Source organism: Pseudomonas granadensis (genome assembly GCF_900105485.1).
Lineage (GTDB): Bacteria > Pseudomonadota > Gammaproteobacteria > Pseudomonadales > Pseudomonadaceae > Aquipseudomonas > Aquipseudomonas granadensis.
Genome location: NZ_LT629778.1, coordinates 1,163,032 through 1,179,430 on the forward strand (window position 1 = coordinate 1,163,032; position 16,399 = coordinate 1,179,430).

The 16,399-nt window shown below is 60.9% G+C and carries 16 protein-coding genes; 7 read left to right on the forward strand and 9 right to left on the reverse strand.

Translation table 11 applies throughout. From position 1 onward, the window contains the following. Positions 1-3: 3 nt before the first annotated feature. Positions 4-1,491, reverse strand: a complete 1,488-nt coding sequence (locus tag BLU52_RS05100; RefSeq protein WP_090282188.1) for a sensor domain-containing diguanylate cyclase — start codon at positions 1,489-1,491, stop codon at positions 4-6. A gap of 369 nt (positions 1,492-1,860) precedes the next feature. Here BLU52_RS05100 and BLU52_RS05105 point away from each other — a divergent pair, with 369 nt between their 5' ends. Beyond that, positions 1,861-2,262 (forward strand): hypothetical protein, encoded by a 402-nt coding sequence (locus BLU52_RS05105; protein WP_090282189.1) that lies wholly within the window; start codon positions 1,861-1,863, stop codon positions 2,260-2,262. Between the two features lie 63 nt (positions 2,263-2,325). Here BLU52_RS05105 and BLU52_RS05110 read toward each other — a convergent pair whose 3' ends face one another. Next, positions 2,326-3,438, reverse strand: a complete 1,113-nt coding sequence (locus tag BLU52_RS05110) for an enoyl-CoA hydratase/isomerase family protein (protein ID WP_090282190.1) — start codon at positions 3,436-3,438, stop codon at positions 2,326-2,328. Positions 3,439-3,570: 132 nt separating this feature from the next. On the opposite strand from BLU52_RS05110, the gene ung reads away from it, so the two are divergent. Further along, positions 3,571-4,266, forward strand: coding sequence for a uracil-DNA glycosylase (gene ung / locus BLU52_RS05115; RefSeq protein ID WP_090288441.1), 696 nt, complete (start codon positions 3,571-3,573; stop codon positions 4,264-4,266). Between the two features lie 112 nt (positions 4,267-4,378). Here the strand turns inward: ung and BLU52_RS05120 are convergent, their stop codons facing one another. The 4 genes from BLU52_RS05120 to BLU52_RS05135 are packed head-to-tail and all read right to left on the reverse strand — an operon-like array spanning position 4,379 to position 8,416. After that, positions 4,379-5,416 (reverse strand): AbrB family transcriptional regulator, encoded by a 1,038-nt coding sequence (locus BLU52_RS05120; RefSeq protein WP_090282191.1) that lies wholly within the window; start codon positions 5,414-5,416, stop codon positions 4,379-4,381. Further along, positions 5,409-6,923 (reverse strand): tripartite tricarboxylate transporter permease, encoded by a 1,515-nt coding sequence (locus tag BLU52_RS05125; RefSeq protein ID WP_090282192.1) that lies wholly within the window; start codon positions 6,921-6,923, stop codon positions 5,409-5,411. Before BLU52_RS05125 ends, BLU52_RS05120 begins: the two co-directional genes overlap by 8 nt. A gap of 1 nt (position 6,924) precedes the next feature. Next, complete coding sequence (locus tag BLU52_RS05130; protein ID WP_090282193.1) at positions 6,925-7,383, reverse strand: tripartite tricarboxylate transporter TctB family protein; 459 nt, start codon at positions 7,381-7,383, stop codon at positions 6,925-6,927. Positions 7,384-7,438: 55 nt separating this feature from the next. After that, positions 7,439-8,416: a Bug family tripartite tricarboxylate transporter substrate binding protein gene (locus BLU52_RS05135; RefSeq protein ID WP_090282194.1), complete on the reverse strand. Its 978-nt coding sequence runs from the start codon at positions 8,414-8,416 to the stop codon at positions 7,439-7,441. Between the two features lie 433 nt (positions 8,417-8,849). Between BLU52_RS05135 and BLU52_RS05140 the strand changes: the two genes are divergently transcribed. Both BLU52_RS05140 and BLU52_RS05145 read left to right on the forward strand, forming a co-directional pair. Next, positions 8,850-9,521 carry a response regulator gene (locus BLU52_RS05140; RefSeq protein WP_090282195.1) on the forward strand — a complete coding sequence of 224 codons (672 nt, stop codon included), beginning with the start codon at positions 8,850-8,852 and terminating at the stop codon, positions 9,519-9,521. Beyond that, positions 9,514-10,899 carry a sensor histidine kinase gene (locus BLU52_RS05145; RefSeq protein WP_090282196.1) on the forward strand — a complete coding sequence of 462 codons (1,386 nt, stop codon included), beginning with the start codon at positions 9,514-9,516 and terminating at the stop codon, positions 10,897-10,899. Before BLU52_RS05140 ends, BLU52_RS05145 begins: the two co-directional genes overlap by 8 nt. 120 nt (positions 10,900-11,019) lie before the next feature. On the opposite strand, the gene BLU52_RS05150 is transcribed toward BLU52_RS05145, so the two are convergent. After that, complete coding sequence (locus BLU52_RS05150) at positions 11,020-11,841, reverse strand: HDOD domain-containing protein (protein ID WP_090282197.1); 822 nt, start codon at positions 11,839-11,841, stop codon at positions 11,020-11,022. 35 nt (positions 11,842-11,876) lie between these two features. Further along, a complete protein-coding gene (ygfZ, locus tag BLU52_RS05155; RefSeq protein WP_090282198.1) occupies positions 11,877-12,821 on the reverse strand; it encodes a CAF17-like 4Fe-4S cluster assembly/insertion protein YgfZ in 945 nt (314 codons plus the stop codon). 150 nt (positions 12,822-12,971) lie between these two features. Here ygfZ and BLU52_RS05160 point away from each other — a divergent pair, with 150 nt between their 5' ends. Then, complete coding sequence (locus BLU52_RS05160) at positions 12,972-13,226, forward strand: FAD assembly factor SdhE (protein ID WP_007911418.1); 255 nt, start codon at positions 12,972-12,974, stop codon at positions 13,224-13,226. Further along, positions 13,210-13,662, forward strand: coding sequence for a protein YgfX (locus BLU52_RS05165; protein WP_090282199.1), 453 nt, complete (start codon positions 13,210-13,212; stop codon positions 13,660-13,662). The genes BLU52_RS05160 and BLU52_RS05165 overlap by 17 nt, the downstream gene beginning before the upstream one ends. Here the strand turns inward: BLU52_RS05165 and nadB are convergent. Next, complete coding sequence (nadB, locus tag BLU52_RS05170) at positions 13,631-15,247, reverse strand: L-aspartate oxidase (protein WP_090282200.1); 1,617 nt, start codon at positions 15,245-15,247, stop codon at positions 13,631-13,633. The two genes, BLU52_RS05165 and nadB, sit on opposite strands and share 32 nt — an antisense overlap. Positions 15,248-15,804: 557 nt before the next feature. On the opposite strand from nadB, the gene rpoE reads away from it, so the two are divergent. After that, complete coding sequence (gene rpoE / locus BLU52_RS05175; protein WP_003172477.1) at positions 15,805-16,386, forward strand: RNA polymerase sigma factor RpoE; 582 nt, start codon at positions 15,805-15,807, stop codon at positions 16,384-16,386. Positions 16,387-16,399: the final 13 nt, after the last annotated feature.

The following is a 16,399-nucleotide window of genomic DNA, read 5'->3' on the forward strand; positions in this document are numbered from 1 at the left end:
TCGTCAGGCATAAGTCGAGTGAGGCATTTCCACGCAAGTGCGGTTGCGGCCGGTGTGCTTGGCCCGGTACATCGCATGATCGGCCCGCGACAGCAGACTGTGCAAGGTGTCATCGCGTTGCACGGTGGTCGCGCCGATGCTCACGGTCAGATTCAGGCTGTGGCCGTTGTAGGCATATTCGTGTTGCTCGGCGTGTTGGCGGATCTTCTCGGCAATTTTCTGACCGGTGTCGCCGTCGGTGTCCTTTAACAACACGATAAACTCCTCACCGCCCCAGCGGCAGACGATGTCGGCGTGGCGCAGACAGCTTTGCAGATCGCGGGCGAAGCCGAGCAACACCTGATCGCCAGCCATGTGACCATGGGTGTCGTTCAACGCCTTGAAGTGATCGAGATCGAGCAGCAGCGCAGTCAGCGGTCTGGTCTCGCGCTGGGCTTCGTGCAACGCCTGCGCAGCGAGAATATCGAAGCCGCGGCGGTTGGGCAGGCCGGTGAGGCTGTCGAGCGTGGCCAACGCCTGGATTTTGTTCTGGTAGCGTTCGATCACCCGGTTGAGCAGCACCAGCACGATCACCGTCACCAGCAGGCAGATCAGCAGATTGAGGTACAGCGACTGGCGGATTTCGCTCAAGGCGCCGTCTTCACGTTTATCTACGAACAGGTACCAGTTCAGCTCTGGAATAAACCGCACGTTGAGGAAATGCCCCTGCCCGTGGGTGGAATATTCATAACTGCCGCTGTGCGGTTTTGGCAGCTGGCTGATCAGGCTCTTCATGCTGTCCAGCTCGCCGAGGCTCTGGCCGATGTGCGCACCTTGCGGCCCGCCCTCGGCGCCGGTGAGGACCAGGCGCCCGAAGGTGTCAACGAAGTACACGCTGCGTTGATAGCGCTGCTGATATTTGTCGATCAGCTTGATCACTGCGTCGACGGTCAGCCCGACACCCGCCGCGCCGATGAACCGATCGTGGTAGTCGTAAACCTTGTAGTTGATGAAAAACGTCAGGTTGTCCTTGTTGGCCAGATCCGGGTCGACGTTGATCTCGTACGGGTCTTTCATGTCGCGCACGCGGAAGTACCAGGCATCTCGCGGCTCGTCGACCTTGACCTGCTTGAGCACGCCCTTGGCGTGGTAATAAGTGTGCGTGCTGTCGGAGACGAAAAACGCCGTATAGGCGCCGTAATGGGTCATGACCTCGTCGAGGTAGCGGGTCATCTGCTCCGGGTTCTGCTCACCGTTGACCACCCAGTCGCGCATGAAGGTGTCGCGGGACATCATCGAAGAAATCAGGATCGGCCGGACCAGATCCTTCTGGATTTCCGAATAGACCGTGTCGGAGGTCAGTGGCAGTTCGGTGTTGACGATGTTGTCGCGAATCGACGCCCGCGAAGCGAAGTAGCTGAGCAACGACGTGGCGAGGAAACCGGCGCCGAGCAGCGCGACCAGGGTCAGCACCAGTGAGCGTTGCGAGTACAGCGGTGAACGAAGCGGCATGGCAGATCCGTTGGCAGTGGCCCGATGGCAAGCATTTTAGTGGGATGGCCAGGAAAAGACTGCGGGATTTGTGCCGGAAAGGGCGGGGGATCTGACTCAGCGAAGTGACAGGAAAAATCGCAGCCCCTCACCCCAGCCCTCTCCCGGAAGGAGAGGGAGCTCATTGTGGTGATGGCAACGTTTGTGATCGGCTCGGATCAGCCAACGGCGACCTTTTAAAATTAAACCTTTCATCGATCACTTGTTTCAACTTGTTGCGGGAACGCACCAGATGCCGAAATCGCTGTCTGATTTTTCGTCAGTCACCGATAAACGACTGATGCCTGCCAGCGTCGCTGGTGTGGCCCACCCGCGGTCCAGGAGGCCGCCATGTATAGACGAATTCTTCTGCTTGCTGCGTTGATGTTTTCCGTTGCCGGTTGCGTCCCGTACTCCTACGCGGACTCGTATTACTCCGAGGTGTACACATCACCCGCGCCGGCCTACTACAACACAGGTGGCACGTATTACCGGGGCGGCAGCACATATTATTCGGCGCCGCGTTCCTATCAGCCCGCACCACGTTATTACCAGCAACCGCGTTACTACCAGGCGCCGCGCTACTACCAACCGGCCCCGCGTTATTACGAAAGCCGCCGCTGGCACGGCAATGATCGCGGACGCTGGGAAGGCCACCGTCGCGGCGGTTGGGACAATGACCACCGCGGTCGCGGCAACTACGATCGCCACAGCGGTCGCCGTGATTACAACGGCCGTGGCAATCGCTGGTAATCACCCGCAAATGAAAAGCGGCGCATCGAGCGCCGCTTTTTTTGCCTGCGATTTTTCCAAAAGCTAGTACTGGGTCAAATCCGCCAACGGATGCCGCCCCTCCCAAGCCTTGTGAAAATGCGCGTCGACCACCGCTTCCGGCACATGATGAATATCCGGCCAGTGCCAGTGCGGTTTCTGATCCTTATCGATCAACCGCGCTCGCACCCCTTCGCTGAATTCCGGATGCCGGCAGCAATTGAGGCTCAGGGTGTATTCCATCTGGAAAACTTCGGCCAGTGACATATGCCGCGCGCGAATGATCTGCTGCCAGACCAGATGCGCAGTCAGCGGCGAGCCTTCGCTCAGGGTCTTTGCTGCGCGGGCGATCAGTGGATCGCTGCTATCGCGTTGCAGGCTGATGGCGGTCCAGGCACACGCGACATCGCTGACGTCGAGCAACTCGTCGATCTGCTGGCGGCGCGGCAACCACTGGGCTTCGGGCATCTGCGCCAGTGCTTCCTGTTGCAGCGCCTTCAGCAGGCTGTTCAGTTGCATGCCGGTCTGCTCCTGCCAATTGAGCTGCAACAGGCCCTTGATCAATTCCGGTTGTTGTTCGTCGAGCAGAAAACGGTCAGCCAGGCCCAGATCGAGCGCGTCACGGCCATTGATGTGCGCACCGGTCAAACCGAGAAACAGCCCGAGCTTGCCCGGCAAACGGGCGAGAAACCAACTCGCGCCGACATCCGGGTACAGACCGATGGTGATTTCCGGCATGGCCAGACGGCTGGTCGGCGTGACGATCCGCGTGCTCGCACCTTGCAACAAGCCCATGCCACCGCCGAGCACGTAACCGTGGCCCCAGCAAATCAGCGGTTTCGGGTAGGTGTGCAGTTGGTAGTCGAGACGATATTCAGCACTGAAAAACTGCGCCGCCAGCGGTGGTACTTCGCCGGGATGGGCGCGGCAGGCTTCGACCAGGCTGCGAACTTCGCCGCCGGCACAGAACGCCTTGGCGCCGTTGCCACGCAACAGCACGCAGACGATTTGCGGGTCATTGGCCCAAGCGCTGAGTTTGTCGCCGAGGGCGTTGATCATTGGCAGGGACAGTGCGTTCAGCGACTTTTCGGCATCCAGGCTGGCGATGCCAATACGCGCGCCGTCGGTGCCGGTGAGTTCTTCGAAGTGCAGATTCATCGTGACCTCGATCGAGAAATTGAACGATCAGTATGATCGTTGTGGGGGAAAGTGCCGGATCTGCGTCAGATCAATTGACAAGCGTGGTCGGCTTTCCTAGGGTTCGCCCCATTGTTTTTGCCGGGTATGACCATGACTGCTGATGACCGTATCAAACTCGAACCGAGCTGGAAGGAGGCACTGCGTGCTGAGTTCGACCAGCCGTACATGGCAGAGTTGCGCCAGTTTCTGCAGCAGGAGCGGGCGGCGGGCAAGGAGATCTATCCGCCGGGACCGATGATTTTCAACGCACTGAATTCGACGCCGCTGGATAAAGTCAAAGTGGTAATCCTCGGCCAGGACCCGTACCACGGCCCCGGTCAGGCCCATGGCTTGTGCTTTTCGGTGCAACCGGGCGTGCCGGCGCCGCCATCGCTGGTCAACATCTATAAAGAGTTGAAGCGCGACCTCAATATCGACATTCCCAACCACGGCTATTTGCAGAGCTGGGCCGATCAGGGCGTGTTGATGCTCAACACCACCATGACCGTCGAGCGCGCCAACGCCAATGCGCACAAGGACAAGGGCTGGCAGTTCTTCACCGACCGCATCATCGAAGTGGTCAGCGAGCGGCAGCCGCACCTGGTGTTCATGCTCTGGGGCGCACATGCGCAGAGCAAGCAGAAGCTCATCGACGCCACCAAGCATCTGGTGCTGACCTCGGTGCATCCGTCGCCGTTGTCGGCTTATCGCGGGTTTCTCGGGTGCGGGCACTTTGGCCGGGCGAACAAGTTTCTCGAGCAGAATGGCGAGACGCCGATCGAGTGGCGGCTCCCGCCTCTCGCATGAGATCGTTCCCACGCTCCGCGTGGGAATGCAGCCCGGAACGCTCTGCGTCCCAAAGCGGACGCGGAGCGTCCATTGAGGCATTCCCACGCAGAGCGTGGGAACGATCAGTTAGTCAGGACTCGGGCTGACGATTCCAGTACTTGAACAACGGCTCCGCCAGAAACAGCACGAACAACAGCCGCATCACCTGCATCGCCGTCACCAGCGGCACCGACAGTTGCAGGGTCTCCGCGGTCAGGCTCATCTCGGCAATCCCGCCGGGCATCATGCCCAGGGTCAGCGAGCGCAGATCCAGATGGGTCAGCGCGCTCAGTCCCAGGGCTGCCAGCGAAGCAATCAACATGGTCAGCGCCGTGCCGATCAATGTCCGCCCCATGAATGACGGCGCACGGCGGAAGAATTCCCGGTTGAAATGACAGCCCAAACCACTGCCGATCAGCCATTGGCCAATCTGGCTGCCGCCATTGGGTAAACCGATGTGCAGATCCCAAGCGATGCTCACCGCCGCACTCACCAGCAACGGCCCGAACAACCACGGATTGGGTTGGCGCAAACGTTGCCAGAGCCAGGCGAGCAGGGCGCCCGCCGGAAACAGAATCGCCAGCCAGCGCCAGTCGACGCTGCCCGCATGAGAAATCGGCGTGCCGTCACCGAGCAGGTATTTGAACGCCGCCGGCACACACAACACCACCACCAACACCCGCAGACTCTGCCCCGCCGCGACGTGGCTGAGCAAAGCGCCGTTGCGCGCGCCGAGGTTGACCATCTCGCCCGAGCCGCCGGGCATGCTGGAAAAGAATGCGGTGGCGCGATCTTCGCCGGTACGCCGCATCAACCACACGCCGACCACCGCCGACAGGCTGGTGACCAGCGCACCGAAGAAAATCAGACCGAAATGACTGAGCACCTGCTCCATCACCAGCGGGGTGAAGTGCAGGCCAATGCCGATGCCGACGATCCACTGGCCGCACTTGCGTCCGCCAGGGATTTCCGTGAGTTGCCAGGGGGTCAGGCAGCGCACGAGGATGATCGCCAGTAACGAGCCGACCATCCACGGCAACGGCCAGCCGATCTGGCTGGCGAGGTAACCGCCAAGCAGACCGACCAGCGGGGTTCCCCACCAGGATTTCAGGGCAGAGCGATCAAACATCGGCAATGACGCGCCGTGCCGCCGAACGTTTGCGCCAGATGCGGATCAGCGGCATCAGCAGCATGATCGCCGTCAGGATCCAGCAGCCGAAGGTGATCGGGCTCGACCAGAGGATTTCCAGCGCACCGTTGGAAATCGACAGGGCGCGACGCAGGTTCTGCTCCATCAGACCGCCGAGGATGAAACCGAGCAACAGCGGCGACAACGGGAAGTCCAGCTTGCGCAGGATGTAGCCGAAGATACCGATACCGATCATCAGGAACAGGTCGAAGGTGGTCGCATGCACTGCGTAAACGCCGATCCCGGTAATGATCGCGATGACCGGCACCAGAGCCCAGTTCGGCACCGCGAGGATGCGGGTGAACACACGAATCATCGGGATGTTGAGGATCACCAGCATGACGTTGGCGATGAACAACGACGCGATCAGGCCCCAGACGATGTCCGGTTGCTGTTGGAACAGCAGCGGCCCCGGGGTGATGTTGTACAGCGACAGCGCGCCGATCATCACTGCGGTGGTGCCCGAGCCCGGAACGCCGAGGGTCAGCATCGGCACCAATGCACCGCATGCCGCGCCACCGATGGCGGTTTCTGGCGCCGCGAGGCCACGGGCATCGCCTTCACCGAATTTGCCGCTGGTGCCAGCGATGCGCTTCTCGGTCATGTAGGCCACGGCACTGGCAAGGGTCGCGCCGGCACCGGGCAAAACGCCCATGATGAAGCCGAGCACGCCGCAGCGCAGGTTGACCGTGAATACTGACGCCGCTTCCTTGAAGTTGAACATCATGCGCCCGGTGGCTTTCACCGCTTCCTGGCCGTGGTGGGTTTTCTCCAGCAGCAGGAGGATTTCGCTGATCGAGAACAGACCCAGCACCAGCACGACGAACTGAATGCCGTCGGTCAGGTGAATGTTGTCGCCGGTGAAGCGGTACACGCCGCTGTTGGCGTCGATGCCGACAGTGGAAAGGAACAGGCCGATCAGCGCTGCGATAAAGGTTTTCAGCGGTCGGTCGCCGGCCATGCCGCCGAGACAGACAATCGCGAAGACCATCAATACGAAATATTCCGCCGGGCCGAAGGCAATCGCCCATTTCGCCAGCAGCGGCGCGAACAGCACCATGCCGCAGGTGGCGATGAACGCGCCGATGAACGAGCTCCACGCCGACAGCGACAGCGCTACACCGGCCAGGCCTTTGCGGGCCATCGGGTAGCCGTCGAGGGTGGTCATCACGGTGGAGGCTTCGCCAGGAATGTTCAACAGAATCGAACTGATCCGGCCGCCGTATTCGCAACCCAGGTATACCGCTGCGAGCAGAATCAGCGCCGACTCCGGTGGCAGGCCGAGAGCAAATGCGATCGGAATCAGCAACGCCACGCCGTTGATCGGGCCCAGGCCCGGCAACAGGCCGACGACGGTGCCGATCAGCGTACCGCACAGTGCGGTCACCAGGTTGTACGGGCTCAGCGCGACGCCAAAACCCTGACCCAAATAGCCAAGAGTATCCATATCAGTTCTCCAGAACGCTGAGCAGGCCGAGGGGCAGCGGAACGTCCATCAAACGGTCGAACAGCAGGTAAAGACCGATCGCCATCAGGCTGATGATCACCACGCTCGGCAGCCAGCGACCGCCGTAGAGACGGGCCATCGGTACGCCGGTGAGGATGCTGGCAACGATGAAACCAAGGGGTTCGAAGGTGCCGGCGAATACCAGCAACAGCACCACGCACAGACCGATCTTGGTCAGGGTTTCACGGTCCAGCGGTGGCTCCTCTTCACTGTGCTTGATCGGCGCCGGACGGAACACCATGTACAGCAGCGCCAGGCCCATCAGGCCGAGCATCAACAGCGGGAAGGCGCGCGGGCCCACCGGTTCGTAGGAAAAAGCCGCTTGGTACGGCCACGCCATCAGTGCCAGACCGGCGCAAACCAGCAGCAACACCGAGGCGAAAATGCGTTGAATAAGCATGGGAGCTCCTGTGCTGCGTCCCCGCGTAGAAGACACAGCGACTAGACAGAGACGATCACTGAATCAGGCCGAACTCTTTGGCCAGCACTTTGTAGTCGGCGACCTGCTTCTTCACGTAGGTGTCCAGTTCCGCGCCGGTCATGGCGAACGGGAACAGTTCACGCTGATCGCGCAGCTTGGCGAACTCATCGGAGGCCAGCAGTTTGTCAAAGGCGTCTTTCCACCAGGCGTAGTCTTCATCGCTGACTTTTGGCCCCAGGTAGAAACCGCGCACCACTGGCCAGACGATGTCGTAGCCTTGCTCGCGAGCAGTCGGGATGTTCTTCATTTCCGGCTCGTCGAGACGCTTGTCAGCGAACACCGCGAGCAGACGCATGTCGCCACTCTGGATGTGCGGCATGGAGTCGGAGATGTCGGTACTGCCGACCTGAATGTGGCCGCCGAGCAGTGCGGTAGCGATTTCGCCGCCACCCTCGAGGGCGACGTAACGCAGGTCACGCGGGTTGATCCCGGCCGCTTTGGCGATCAGTGCGGTCTGCATCCAGTCCTGGCTGCCGACGGTGCCGCCGGAACCGATGACCACCGAGCCCGGATCTTTCTTCAATGCCTGAACGAGATCGTCAAGGGTCTTGTAGGGCGAATCGCTTTTCACGGCGATGGCGCCGTAGCTGGTGCCGACCGCCGCCAGCCAGCGCACGTTGGTTTCGTCGAAACGCCCGAACTTGCCCTGCGCCAGGTTCAACAACGAACCGCTCGACCAGGCGACCAGCGTGCCGGCATCGGCCGGACGCTGAGCCACCACGGCGTTGTACGCCACTGCGCCGACACCGCCGGGCATGTAGGTCACGCGCATCGGTTTGCTCAGCAGCTTTTCATTCACCAGCGCACTCTGCACCAGTTTGCAGGTCAGGTCGAAACCACCGCCCGGCGAGGCCGGGGCGATGCATTCCGGGCGTTTCGGCTCGGCCATGAGTTGGCCCGCTATCAACATTGCGCCAGCGGCTAAAGCAACTTTACTCAGGGATACGTTCATTTGAGTCTCCAGAGGAGTTGTTGTTATGGATGGACCAATGACCAAAGGACAGGCTAGAGCTTAGCGGCAGGCGCGGTTTTCTCGCGGCGCGAGCGCAGACAGGGCAACAACGCAGGCCTGCGGTGAAAAACCGGCGGGAGAATGTTGGAAGCGGGAGGGGCGAGCAGGCGTCAGAGCCTTGGTGCGCATGGATAGCATGCTGGGGTACTCCGTTATTGTTCTTATGGGTCGAAAACGCTTCGTGGCGTTTTTCGGGCGCTGTGTGGCTTCAGCGACGACAGTCGCAACTGTCCGTGAGGCCGACTGTAATCCGCTAACCTTTCGCTAACCTTTCAGCTCGCTTTCACGGTTTTCGGGCTTCACAGCAGCGGTTGCGGCTGTAAACTCCGCGGCAAAGCGTGGCGCCGGCCATCCCTGAACGAGGTAAAAATCCATGCGTGTTCTGCTCGTCGAAGACCATCTGCAACTGGCTGAAAGCGTCGCTCAGGCGCTCAAGAGCACCGGTCTGACCGTGGATGTGTTGCACGATGGCGTGGCCGCCGACCTGGCGCTTGGCAGCGAGGAATATGCCGTGGCGATCCTCGATGTCGGCCTGCCGCGCATGGACGGTTTCGAGGTGTTGGCGCGGTTGCGCGCCCGTGGGAAAAACGTGCCGGTGCTGATGCTGACCGCGCGCAGTGATGTGAAAGACCGCGTTCATGGTCTCAATCTGGGTGCCGACGATTACCTCGCCAAGCCATTCGAACTGACCGAACTTGAGGCGCGGGTCAAAGCCCTGTTGCGCCGCAGTGTGCTCGGCGGCGAGCGCCAGCAGCGCTGCGGCGTGCTGGCCTACGACCTCGACACCCGGCGCTTCACCCTTGGCGAAGAACTGTTGACCCTGACCTCTCGCGAGCAAGCCGTGCTCGAAGCGCTGATTGCCCGTCCTGGCCGGGTGATGAGCAAGGAGCAGCTGGCTGCGCAAGTGTTCGGCCTCGACGAAGAAGCCAGCCCCGACGCCATCGAAATCTACGTGCATCGCCTGCGCAAGAAACTCGACGGCCAGCCGGTGGCGATCGTGACCTTCCGCGGCCTCGGTTATCTGTTGGAAAGCCGCGATGCATAAGCCCAGCAGCCTGCGCTGGCGGTTGTTGTGGAACCTCGCAGTGTTGCTGGTGGTGCTGATGCTCGCCAGTGGTTTGAGCGCTTACTGGAATGGCCGCGAAGCCGCCGACACCGCCTATGACCGCACGCTGCTGGCCTCGGCGCGGACCATTGCCGCTGGCCTGTCGCAACGCGATGGCAGCCTGAGTGCCGATGTCCCTTACGTGGCCCTCGATACTTTCGCCTACGACAGCGCCGGGCGCATTTATTACCAGGTCAACGACATCCACCAGAAGCTGATTTCCGGCTACGAAAATCTGCCCGGCCCACCGCCCGGCACGCCACGCACCGACAGTTATCCGGCACTGGCGCGTTTCTACAACGCCACTTACAACGGCCAGAACGTGCGCGTGGTCAGTCTGCTCAAAGCGGTGTCCGAGCCGAACATGAACGGCATGGCGGAAATCCGCGTCGCCGAAACCGACGAGGCACGAGTCAGCATGGCGCGCAGTCTGGCCGCTGATACCTTGCTGCGTCTGGGCATGCTGGCGATCGGTGCGCTGCTGATGGTCTGGTTCGCGGTCAGCGCAGCGTTGCGCCCGCTGGAGCGCCTGCGCACGGCAGTCGAAGAGCGTCAGCCCGACGATCTGCGCCCGCTGCCGCTGGTGGAGGTTCAGGATGAACTGGGCCCCTTGGTGCGCGGCCTCAATCACTTTACCGAGCGCCTGCGCGCGCAGTTCGAGCGCCAGGCGCAATTCATCGCCGATGCCGCCCACGAACTACGCACGCCATTGGCGGCGCTGAAGGCGCGGCTTGAACTCGGACTGCGCTCGACCGAGCCACAGACCTGGCGCGATACGCTGGAATCCTCCGCGCAAGGCACCGATCGCCTGACCCATCTGGCCAATCAACTGCTATCGCTGGCTCGCGTCGAAAATGGTGCGCGGGCGATTGCCGAGGGTGGCGCGCAACTGCTCGATCTGAGTCAATTGGCGCGCGAGCTGGGAATGGCCATGGCACCGTTGGCGCACAAGCGCGGCGTGGCGCTGGCGCTGGAAGCGGACGAGCCGGTGTGGCTGCGCGGCGAGCCAACGTTGCTCAACGAGTTGCTGAGCAATCTGGTCGACAACGCGCTGGCGCATACCCCGCCCGGTGGCAACGTGATCCTGCGGGTGACTGCGCCGGCAGTGCTCGAGGTGGAGGATGACGGGCCGGGCATTCCGCTGGAGGAGCGTGATCGGGTATTCGAGCGCTTCTACCGGCGCAATCAGCAAGTGGCCGGATCCGGGTTGGGGCTGGCGATTGTCGGCGAGATCTGCCGCGCGCATCTGGCGCAGATCAGCCTGCATGATGGCGAGCAGGCGGGGTTGAAGGTGCGGGTGAGTTTTATTGCCGGGTGACAGGGGCGCCTTTACCGGCCCCATCGCCAGCAGGCTGGCTCCCACATGGAAAGAAAGTGCAGATTGATGCAAACCCTGTGGGAGCCAGCCTGCTGGCGATGGCAGCACCACGGTTGCGGATCAGTAAAACATCGACCGCGACTCTTGCAGATCGGCACACAACTCCTTGTTCTCCGGGTCGATCCCCAGTTTCCTGAACGCCGGAACGCTCAGCGGATCGATCCGCGCGAAGGGATGCTCGGTGTCCTTGTGGCAATACAGGCTCGCCACCTGCACCACATCCACATAATCGATTTCAGCCGAATCGCGTTTGAAATCCTGATAAAGCCCCGGCAACGCCACCAACCGCTCGGGAAACTCCCAGACGCGCAACAGCTTGTCGCCGAGCAGCGGATGGATGCGGTCGATCACATGATTGAGGCTGACCGGGTCCGAAAGCAGTTCGTAATGGTCCTCGGCGTAGGTCAGAATCGGCAGCACGCCGATCTGGTGCACCAGCCCGCCCAAGGCGGCCTGGTCGGGCTTGAGGGTGGTGTAGCGGCGACACAGGGCATAGCTGACGCCGGCGATCTCCAGACTCTTGCGCCAGACCTCACGCATCTTCTGTTCGACCACTTCGGAGCGGGCGTGAAAGATCTGCTCCATCACCAGGCCGATGGCCAGGTTGCTGCTGTAGTTGATCCCCAGGCGGGTGATCGCAGTGTGCAGGTCGGTGACTTCCTGAGCCGCGCGCAGCAGGGGACTGTTGACCACTTTGATCAGGCGCGCCGACAGCGCCGTGTCGCGGCCGATCATCTTGCTCAGGTCGCTGACGCTGATTTCCGGGTCTTCAGCGGCCTTGCGAATCTGCAGGGCCACTTCCGGTAGCGTGGGCAGAACCAGGTCATCGTTATCGATGGCCGCAACCAAATCCGTTTGGACTTTTTCTGCCAGTTCGCTCATTTAAACTCTCTAGGGTGTTGCGACAAATGCTGCGATCAACGCTGGATTTCGCGGTCGCGATCCAGTTCGTAAGGCAGGTCGAGCACATGCAGCGTCGGGCCTTCGAGAGTACCCAGATGCAGATCACCGGCTTCGGCAGCTTCGGCCTGCAATACCGCCAGGAGTTCAATGTTCTGGCCGGCATCGACGGCGGCCAGCGCCACCTCGCCGATCGAGCTGTTGTGGCTGGGGGCGAACAACGGCGTGCCGGGCTCCGGCAGTTGCGTGCCGCCCAGGCTCAGGCGATACAGACGGCGCTTGAGTTTGCCCAGGTACTGCATGCGCGCGACGATTTCCTGGCCGGTGTAGCAGCCCTTCTTGAAACTCACGCCGCCGACGGCTTGCAGGTTGAGCATCTGCGGAATGAACAGTTCGCGAGTGGTCGGCATGACTTGGCCGATACCGGCGCGGATCTGCCCCAGCAACCACTGATTCAGCTCGGCTTCGGGCAGCATTGCCGCCAGTCTGGCCTTGATCGCGTCGGCCTGATCGGCCGGTACCCAGAGTTCGGCACGCTGCGGCGACACGCGGATTGCGATCAGTGCTCCGTGACGCACGACACTGTCGGTTTCTTCCGGCAAGTCCAGACCGAGGCTGACCAGCGCTGCATCACCCTGTTCAACGCCGAAGCGCGCCCAGGCAGCACTTTCATCGGTCAATCTGGATTTGGAGAACACGGCGTATTTTTTCAGGTCCGCCAGTTGCGGCTCCAGCAGTTCGCTGGCCATCGCCATCAGCACGCCGTCGCCTTCGAGCAGAATGCGGAAACTCGACTGCATCCGGCCTTTCTGTGTGCAACGGGCACCAAGGCTGGCGCGGTTGTCGCTGAGGTAATTGATATTGCAGGTCAACTGGCCTTGCAGGAATTTTCCGGCATCCGCGCCGCGAACCGCGAGAACGCCTTCATGAGACAGGGTGCAGAAAAAAGCAGAATCGGCCATGGGTCATCGCAGGGTAAATAGACTGGGGCACATCATAAGGGGGCGTTGGTGAAATGGGTAGTTGATAAAGGATCGGTGGTGCCCGACCAAAGCCGACTGTGCGACCCGTCCGGGGTCTGTATACTTGCCGCCAAATTCGAGGAGGGCTCCATGGTCGAACAAGTTGAACTGAATCGCCTCTTTTGGCACAGCCGTCGCGGCATGCTTGAGCTGGACGTGTTGCTGGTGCCATTCGTGCAGGAGGTTTACGCGACGCTCAATCAAGTGGACCGCGATTTGTACGTCCGTTTGCTGACGTGTGAGGATCAGGACATGTTCGGCTGGTTCATGGAGCGCAGCGAGTCGGAAGACCCCGAGCTGCAGCGCATGGTCCGGATGATTCTGGATCGTGTCCAGCCCAAGTAACACGTTCGAATGCCGCTGGCATGCCTCACGGCAATTGCTGGCGGCGTATCTGTTGGTCCAGGCGCTCGCCCTGGGCGCACTGTTTCTATTGTCGATTACCTTGTGGGCCAGTCTGTTCGCGGCGTTCGGCTGCGTGCTGCATGGCGTTTGGGTGTTGCCACGGCAGATTTTGCTCAGTCATCCAGAGGCATTTTGTGGATTGCGTCGCGATGCCGATGGCTGGCAGGTCTGGAATCAGGCTGACGGCTGGCAAGCGGCCCAATTGTGCCGCGACAGTCTGGCGCTGCCGCTGGTCGTGGTGCTGCGGTTTCGCTTGCGCGGCGAGTGGCAGGTCAGGTCGATCTGCGTACCATGGGACGCGCAGGCGGCCGATGTGCATCGGCGCCTGCGCGTACGGCTCAAGTTCAGCCGGCGTAGGTGGGCGGCACCAGAATAGTGTCGAGCGCCTCGGGCAGCATCTGCGGGTAATCGAGGGTGTAATGCAGGCCGCGGCTTTCCTTGCGTTCCATGGCCGAGCTGATCATCAGTTCGGCGACTTGCGCCAGATTGCGTAGTTCGATCAGGTCACGGCTGACTTTGTAGTTGCTGTAGAACTCGTCGATTTCGTCGAGCAACAACCGCACCCGGTGTTGAGCTCGTTGCAGACGCTTGTTGGTGCGCACGATGCCGACGTAGTCCCACATGAACCTGCGCAGTTCATCCCAGTTGTGCGCGATGATCACGTCTTCGTCAGAGTCAGTCACTTGACTGGCGTCCCAGGCGGGCAGGGCGCTTGGCGCGCCAACGTCGTCCAGTTGCGCGAGAATGTCTGCCGCCGCCGAACGCGCATAGACGAAACATTCCAGCAACGAGTTGCTGGCCATGCGGTTGGCGCCATGCAGCCCGGTGAAGCTGGTTTCGCCGATGGCATACAAGCCCGGCACATCGGTGCGGCCGTTCTGATCGACCATCACGCCGCCGCAAGTGTAGTGCGCGGCAGGCACCACCGGGATCGGTTGTTGGGTGATATCGATGCCGAAGCCGAGACAGCGCTCATAAACCGTCGGAAAGTGACTTTTTACGAACGCTTCGGGTTTGTGGCTGATGTCGAGGTACACGCAATCGACGCCCAGGCGCTTCATTTCATGGTCGATGGCCCGGGCGACGATGTCCCGCGGCGCCAGCTCGGCGCGCGGGTCGAAGCGCTGCATGAAGCGTTCTCCATTGGGCAGCTTCAAATGCGCGCCTTCGCCGCGCAGGGCTTCGGTGATCAGGAAACTCTTGGCTTGCGGGTGGTACAGGCACGTCGGGTGAAACTGATTGAATTCCAGGTTCGCCACGCGGCAGCCCGAACGCCAGGCCATGGCGATGCCATCTCCGCACGCACCGTCGGGGTTGCTGGTATAGAGATAAACCTTGGCGGCGCCGCCCGTGGCCAGAATCACGAAGCGTGCGCCATAAGTATCGACTTCGCCGGTTTTGCGATTGAGCACATAGGCGCCGAGGCAGCGCTCGCCGGGCATGCTCAGGCGACGCTCGGTGATCAGATCGACGGCGACGCGCTGTTCCTGCAGATCGATATTCGGACGCTGTTTGGCCTGGGCCAGCAAGGTCTTGAAAATCGCCGCGCCTGTGGCATCGGCGGCATGGATGATGCGCCGGTGGCTGTGGCCACCTTCGCGGGTCAGATGGAATTCGAATCCGCCGTCTTCGGTCCCGGATTGATCATCGCGAGTGAACGGCACACCTTGATCGATCAACCACTGGATGGCTTCGCGACTGTGTTCGACCGTGAAGCGCACGGCATCCTCATGGCAGAGACCGCCACCGGCGTTGAGGGTGTCGTCAACATGGGATTCGACGGTGTCGGTGTCATCGAGCACCGCGGCGACGCCACCCTGGGCCCAGAATGTCGAGCCGTTGGCCAGATCGCCTTTGCTCAGCACGGCAATGCGCAAATGACCGGGCAAGGTCAGTGCGAGACTCAAACCGGCAGCACCGCTGCCAATGACCAGAACATCGTGTTGAAACTGTTGGCTCATTTCAGGATTCCGCTCAAAGCGACCCGGATCGGGGTTGGCGCAAGACAGCTGGATCGGCGAGTCAAGACAGCCACACAGCCCACTAGTATATAGAGGGGTGGGACGGCACAATAGCCGGGCCGGTATGGCATTGTGAAACTACTGTGGCTGCGAAAACCGCACGCTTCGTCGGAAGTTTTTCTGACCCCTAACGGGTGAAGGCGACTGTATCGGCGCTGAAACACGGTTTTTCCGCGCAGGGTTGTCGAATGTCGGTAGGTAGCGGCTATAAATAATTGGAACTTTTGCCAAAGGCCCAAGATCAATAGTCGGTGCCAGAGATAAGGGACGTGTCGGCTTCAGTATGCAATCTGTGGTTGGATTGCGGTCCGCGAAACCGATGACAAGATTATTCGCGCAGCCGGTTCATCCCGCGCTGCGTTTTTCGTGCGTGTCAAATCAGAGCCCGCAGGAAACTTGCTTGGAGGGGGAGAACTTTTGCGAAAAGCCCGAGTCTATGTTTGCAAGTCTGGTCGTTTAGTTATGCAAGCCTCCTCCGGGCTTATCGAGGAGTGTTCATGCTAACCCAGGAAGAGGATCAGCAGCTGGTCGAGCGCGTTCAACGCGGCGACAAGCGAGCTTTCGATCTGTTGGTGCTGAAGTATCAGCACAAGATTCTCGGGTTGATCGTGCGATTTGTGCACGACACCCATGAAGCCCAGGACGTGGCTCAGGAAGCCTTTATCAAGGCGTATCGAGCGCTTGGAAACTTTCGCGGCGACAGTGCGTTTTATACGTGGCTGTACCGTATTGCCATTAACACGGCAAAGAATTACCTGGTTTCACGCGGCCGCCGGCCGCCGGACAGCGATGTAAGTTCCGAGGATGCGGAGTTCTACGATGGCGATCACGGCCTCAAGGATCTCGAATCACCAGAACGTGCGTTGCTGCGGGATGAGATCGAAGGCACTGTCCATCGAACCATCCAGCAACTACCAGAAGATTTGCGTACGGCTTTAACTTTGCGCGAATTCGACGGTCTGAGTTACGAGGACATTGCGAGCGTCATGCAGTGTCCGGTGGGTACCGTGCGCTCCCGGATTTTCCGCGCTCGGGAGGCCATCGACAAAGCCCTGCAACCGTTGTTGCAGGAAAACTGAGACAGCGGCGACA

Bases quoted from the DNA above. Each gene is read 5' to 3' on its own strand.
- BLU52_RS05100 (WP_090282188.1), bottom strand. From the start codon at position 1,491: ATGCCGCTTCGTTCACCGCTGTACTCGCAACGCTCACTGGTGCTGACC.
- BLU52_RS05105 (WP_090282189.1), top strand. From the start codon at position 1,861: ATGTATAGACGAATTCTTCTGCTTGCTGCGTTGATGTTTTCCGTTGCC.
- BLU52_RS05110 (WP_090282190.1), bottom strand. From the start codon at position 3,438: ATGAATCTGCACTTCGAAGAACTCACCGGCACCGACGGCGCGCGTATT.
- ung (WP_090288441.1), top strand. From the start codon at position 3,571: ATGACTGCTGATGACCGTATCAAACTCGAACCGAGCTGGAAGGAGGCA.
- BLU52_RS05120 (WP_090282191.1), bottom strand. From the start codon at position 5,416: ATGTTTGATCGCTCTGCCCTGAAATCCTGGTGGGGAACCCCGCTGGTC.
- BLU52_RS05125 (WP_090282192.1), bottom strand. From the start codon at position 6,923: ATGGATACTCTTGGCTATTTGGGTCAGGGTTTTGGCGTCGCGCTGAGC.
- BLU52_RS05130 (WP_090282193.1), bottom strand. From the start codon at position 7,383: ATGCTTATTCAACGCATTTTCGCCTCGGTGTTGCTGCTGGTTTGCGCC.
- BLU52_RS05135 (WP_090282194.1), bottom strand. From the start codon at position 8,416: ATGAACGTATCCCTGAGTAAAGTTGCTTTAGCCGCTGGCGCAATGTTG.
- BLU52_RS05140 (WP_090282195.1), top strand. From the start codon at position 8,850: ATGCGTGTTCTGCTCGTCGAAGACCATCTGCAACTGGCTGAAAGCGTC.
- BLU52_RS05145 (WP_090282196.1), top strand. From the start codon at position 9,514: ATGCATAAGCCCAGCAGCCTGCGCTGGCGGTTGTTGTGGAACCTCGCA.
- BLU52_RS05150 (WP_090282197.1), bottom strand. From the start codon at position 11,841: ATGAGCGAACTGGCAGAAAAAGTCCAAACGGATTTGGTTGCGGCCATC.
- ygfZ (WP_090282198.1), bottom strand. From the start codon at position 12,821: ATGGCCGATTCTGCTTTTTTCTGCACCCTGTCTCATGAAGGCGTTCTC.
- BLU52_RS05160 (WP_007911418.1), top strand. From the start codon at position 12,972: ATGGTCGAACAAGTTGAACTGAATCGCCTCTTTTGGCACAGCCGTCGC.
- nadB (WP_090282200.1), bottom strand. From the start codon at position 15,247: ATGAGCCAACAGTTTCAACACGATGTTCTGGTCATTGGCAGCGGTGCT.
- rpoE (WP_003172477.1), top strand. From the start codon at position 15,805: ATGCTAACCCAGGAAGAGGATCAGCAGCTGGTCGAGCGCGTTCAACGC.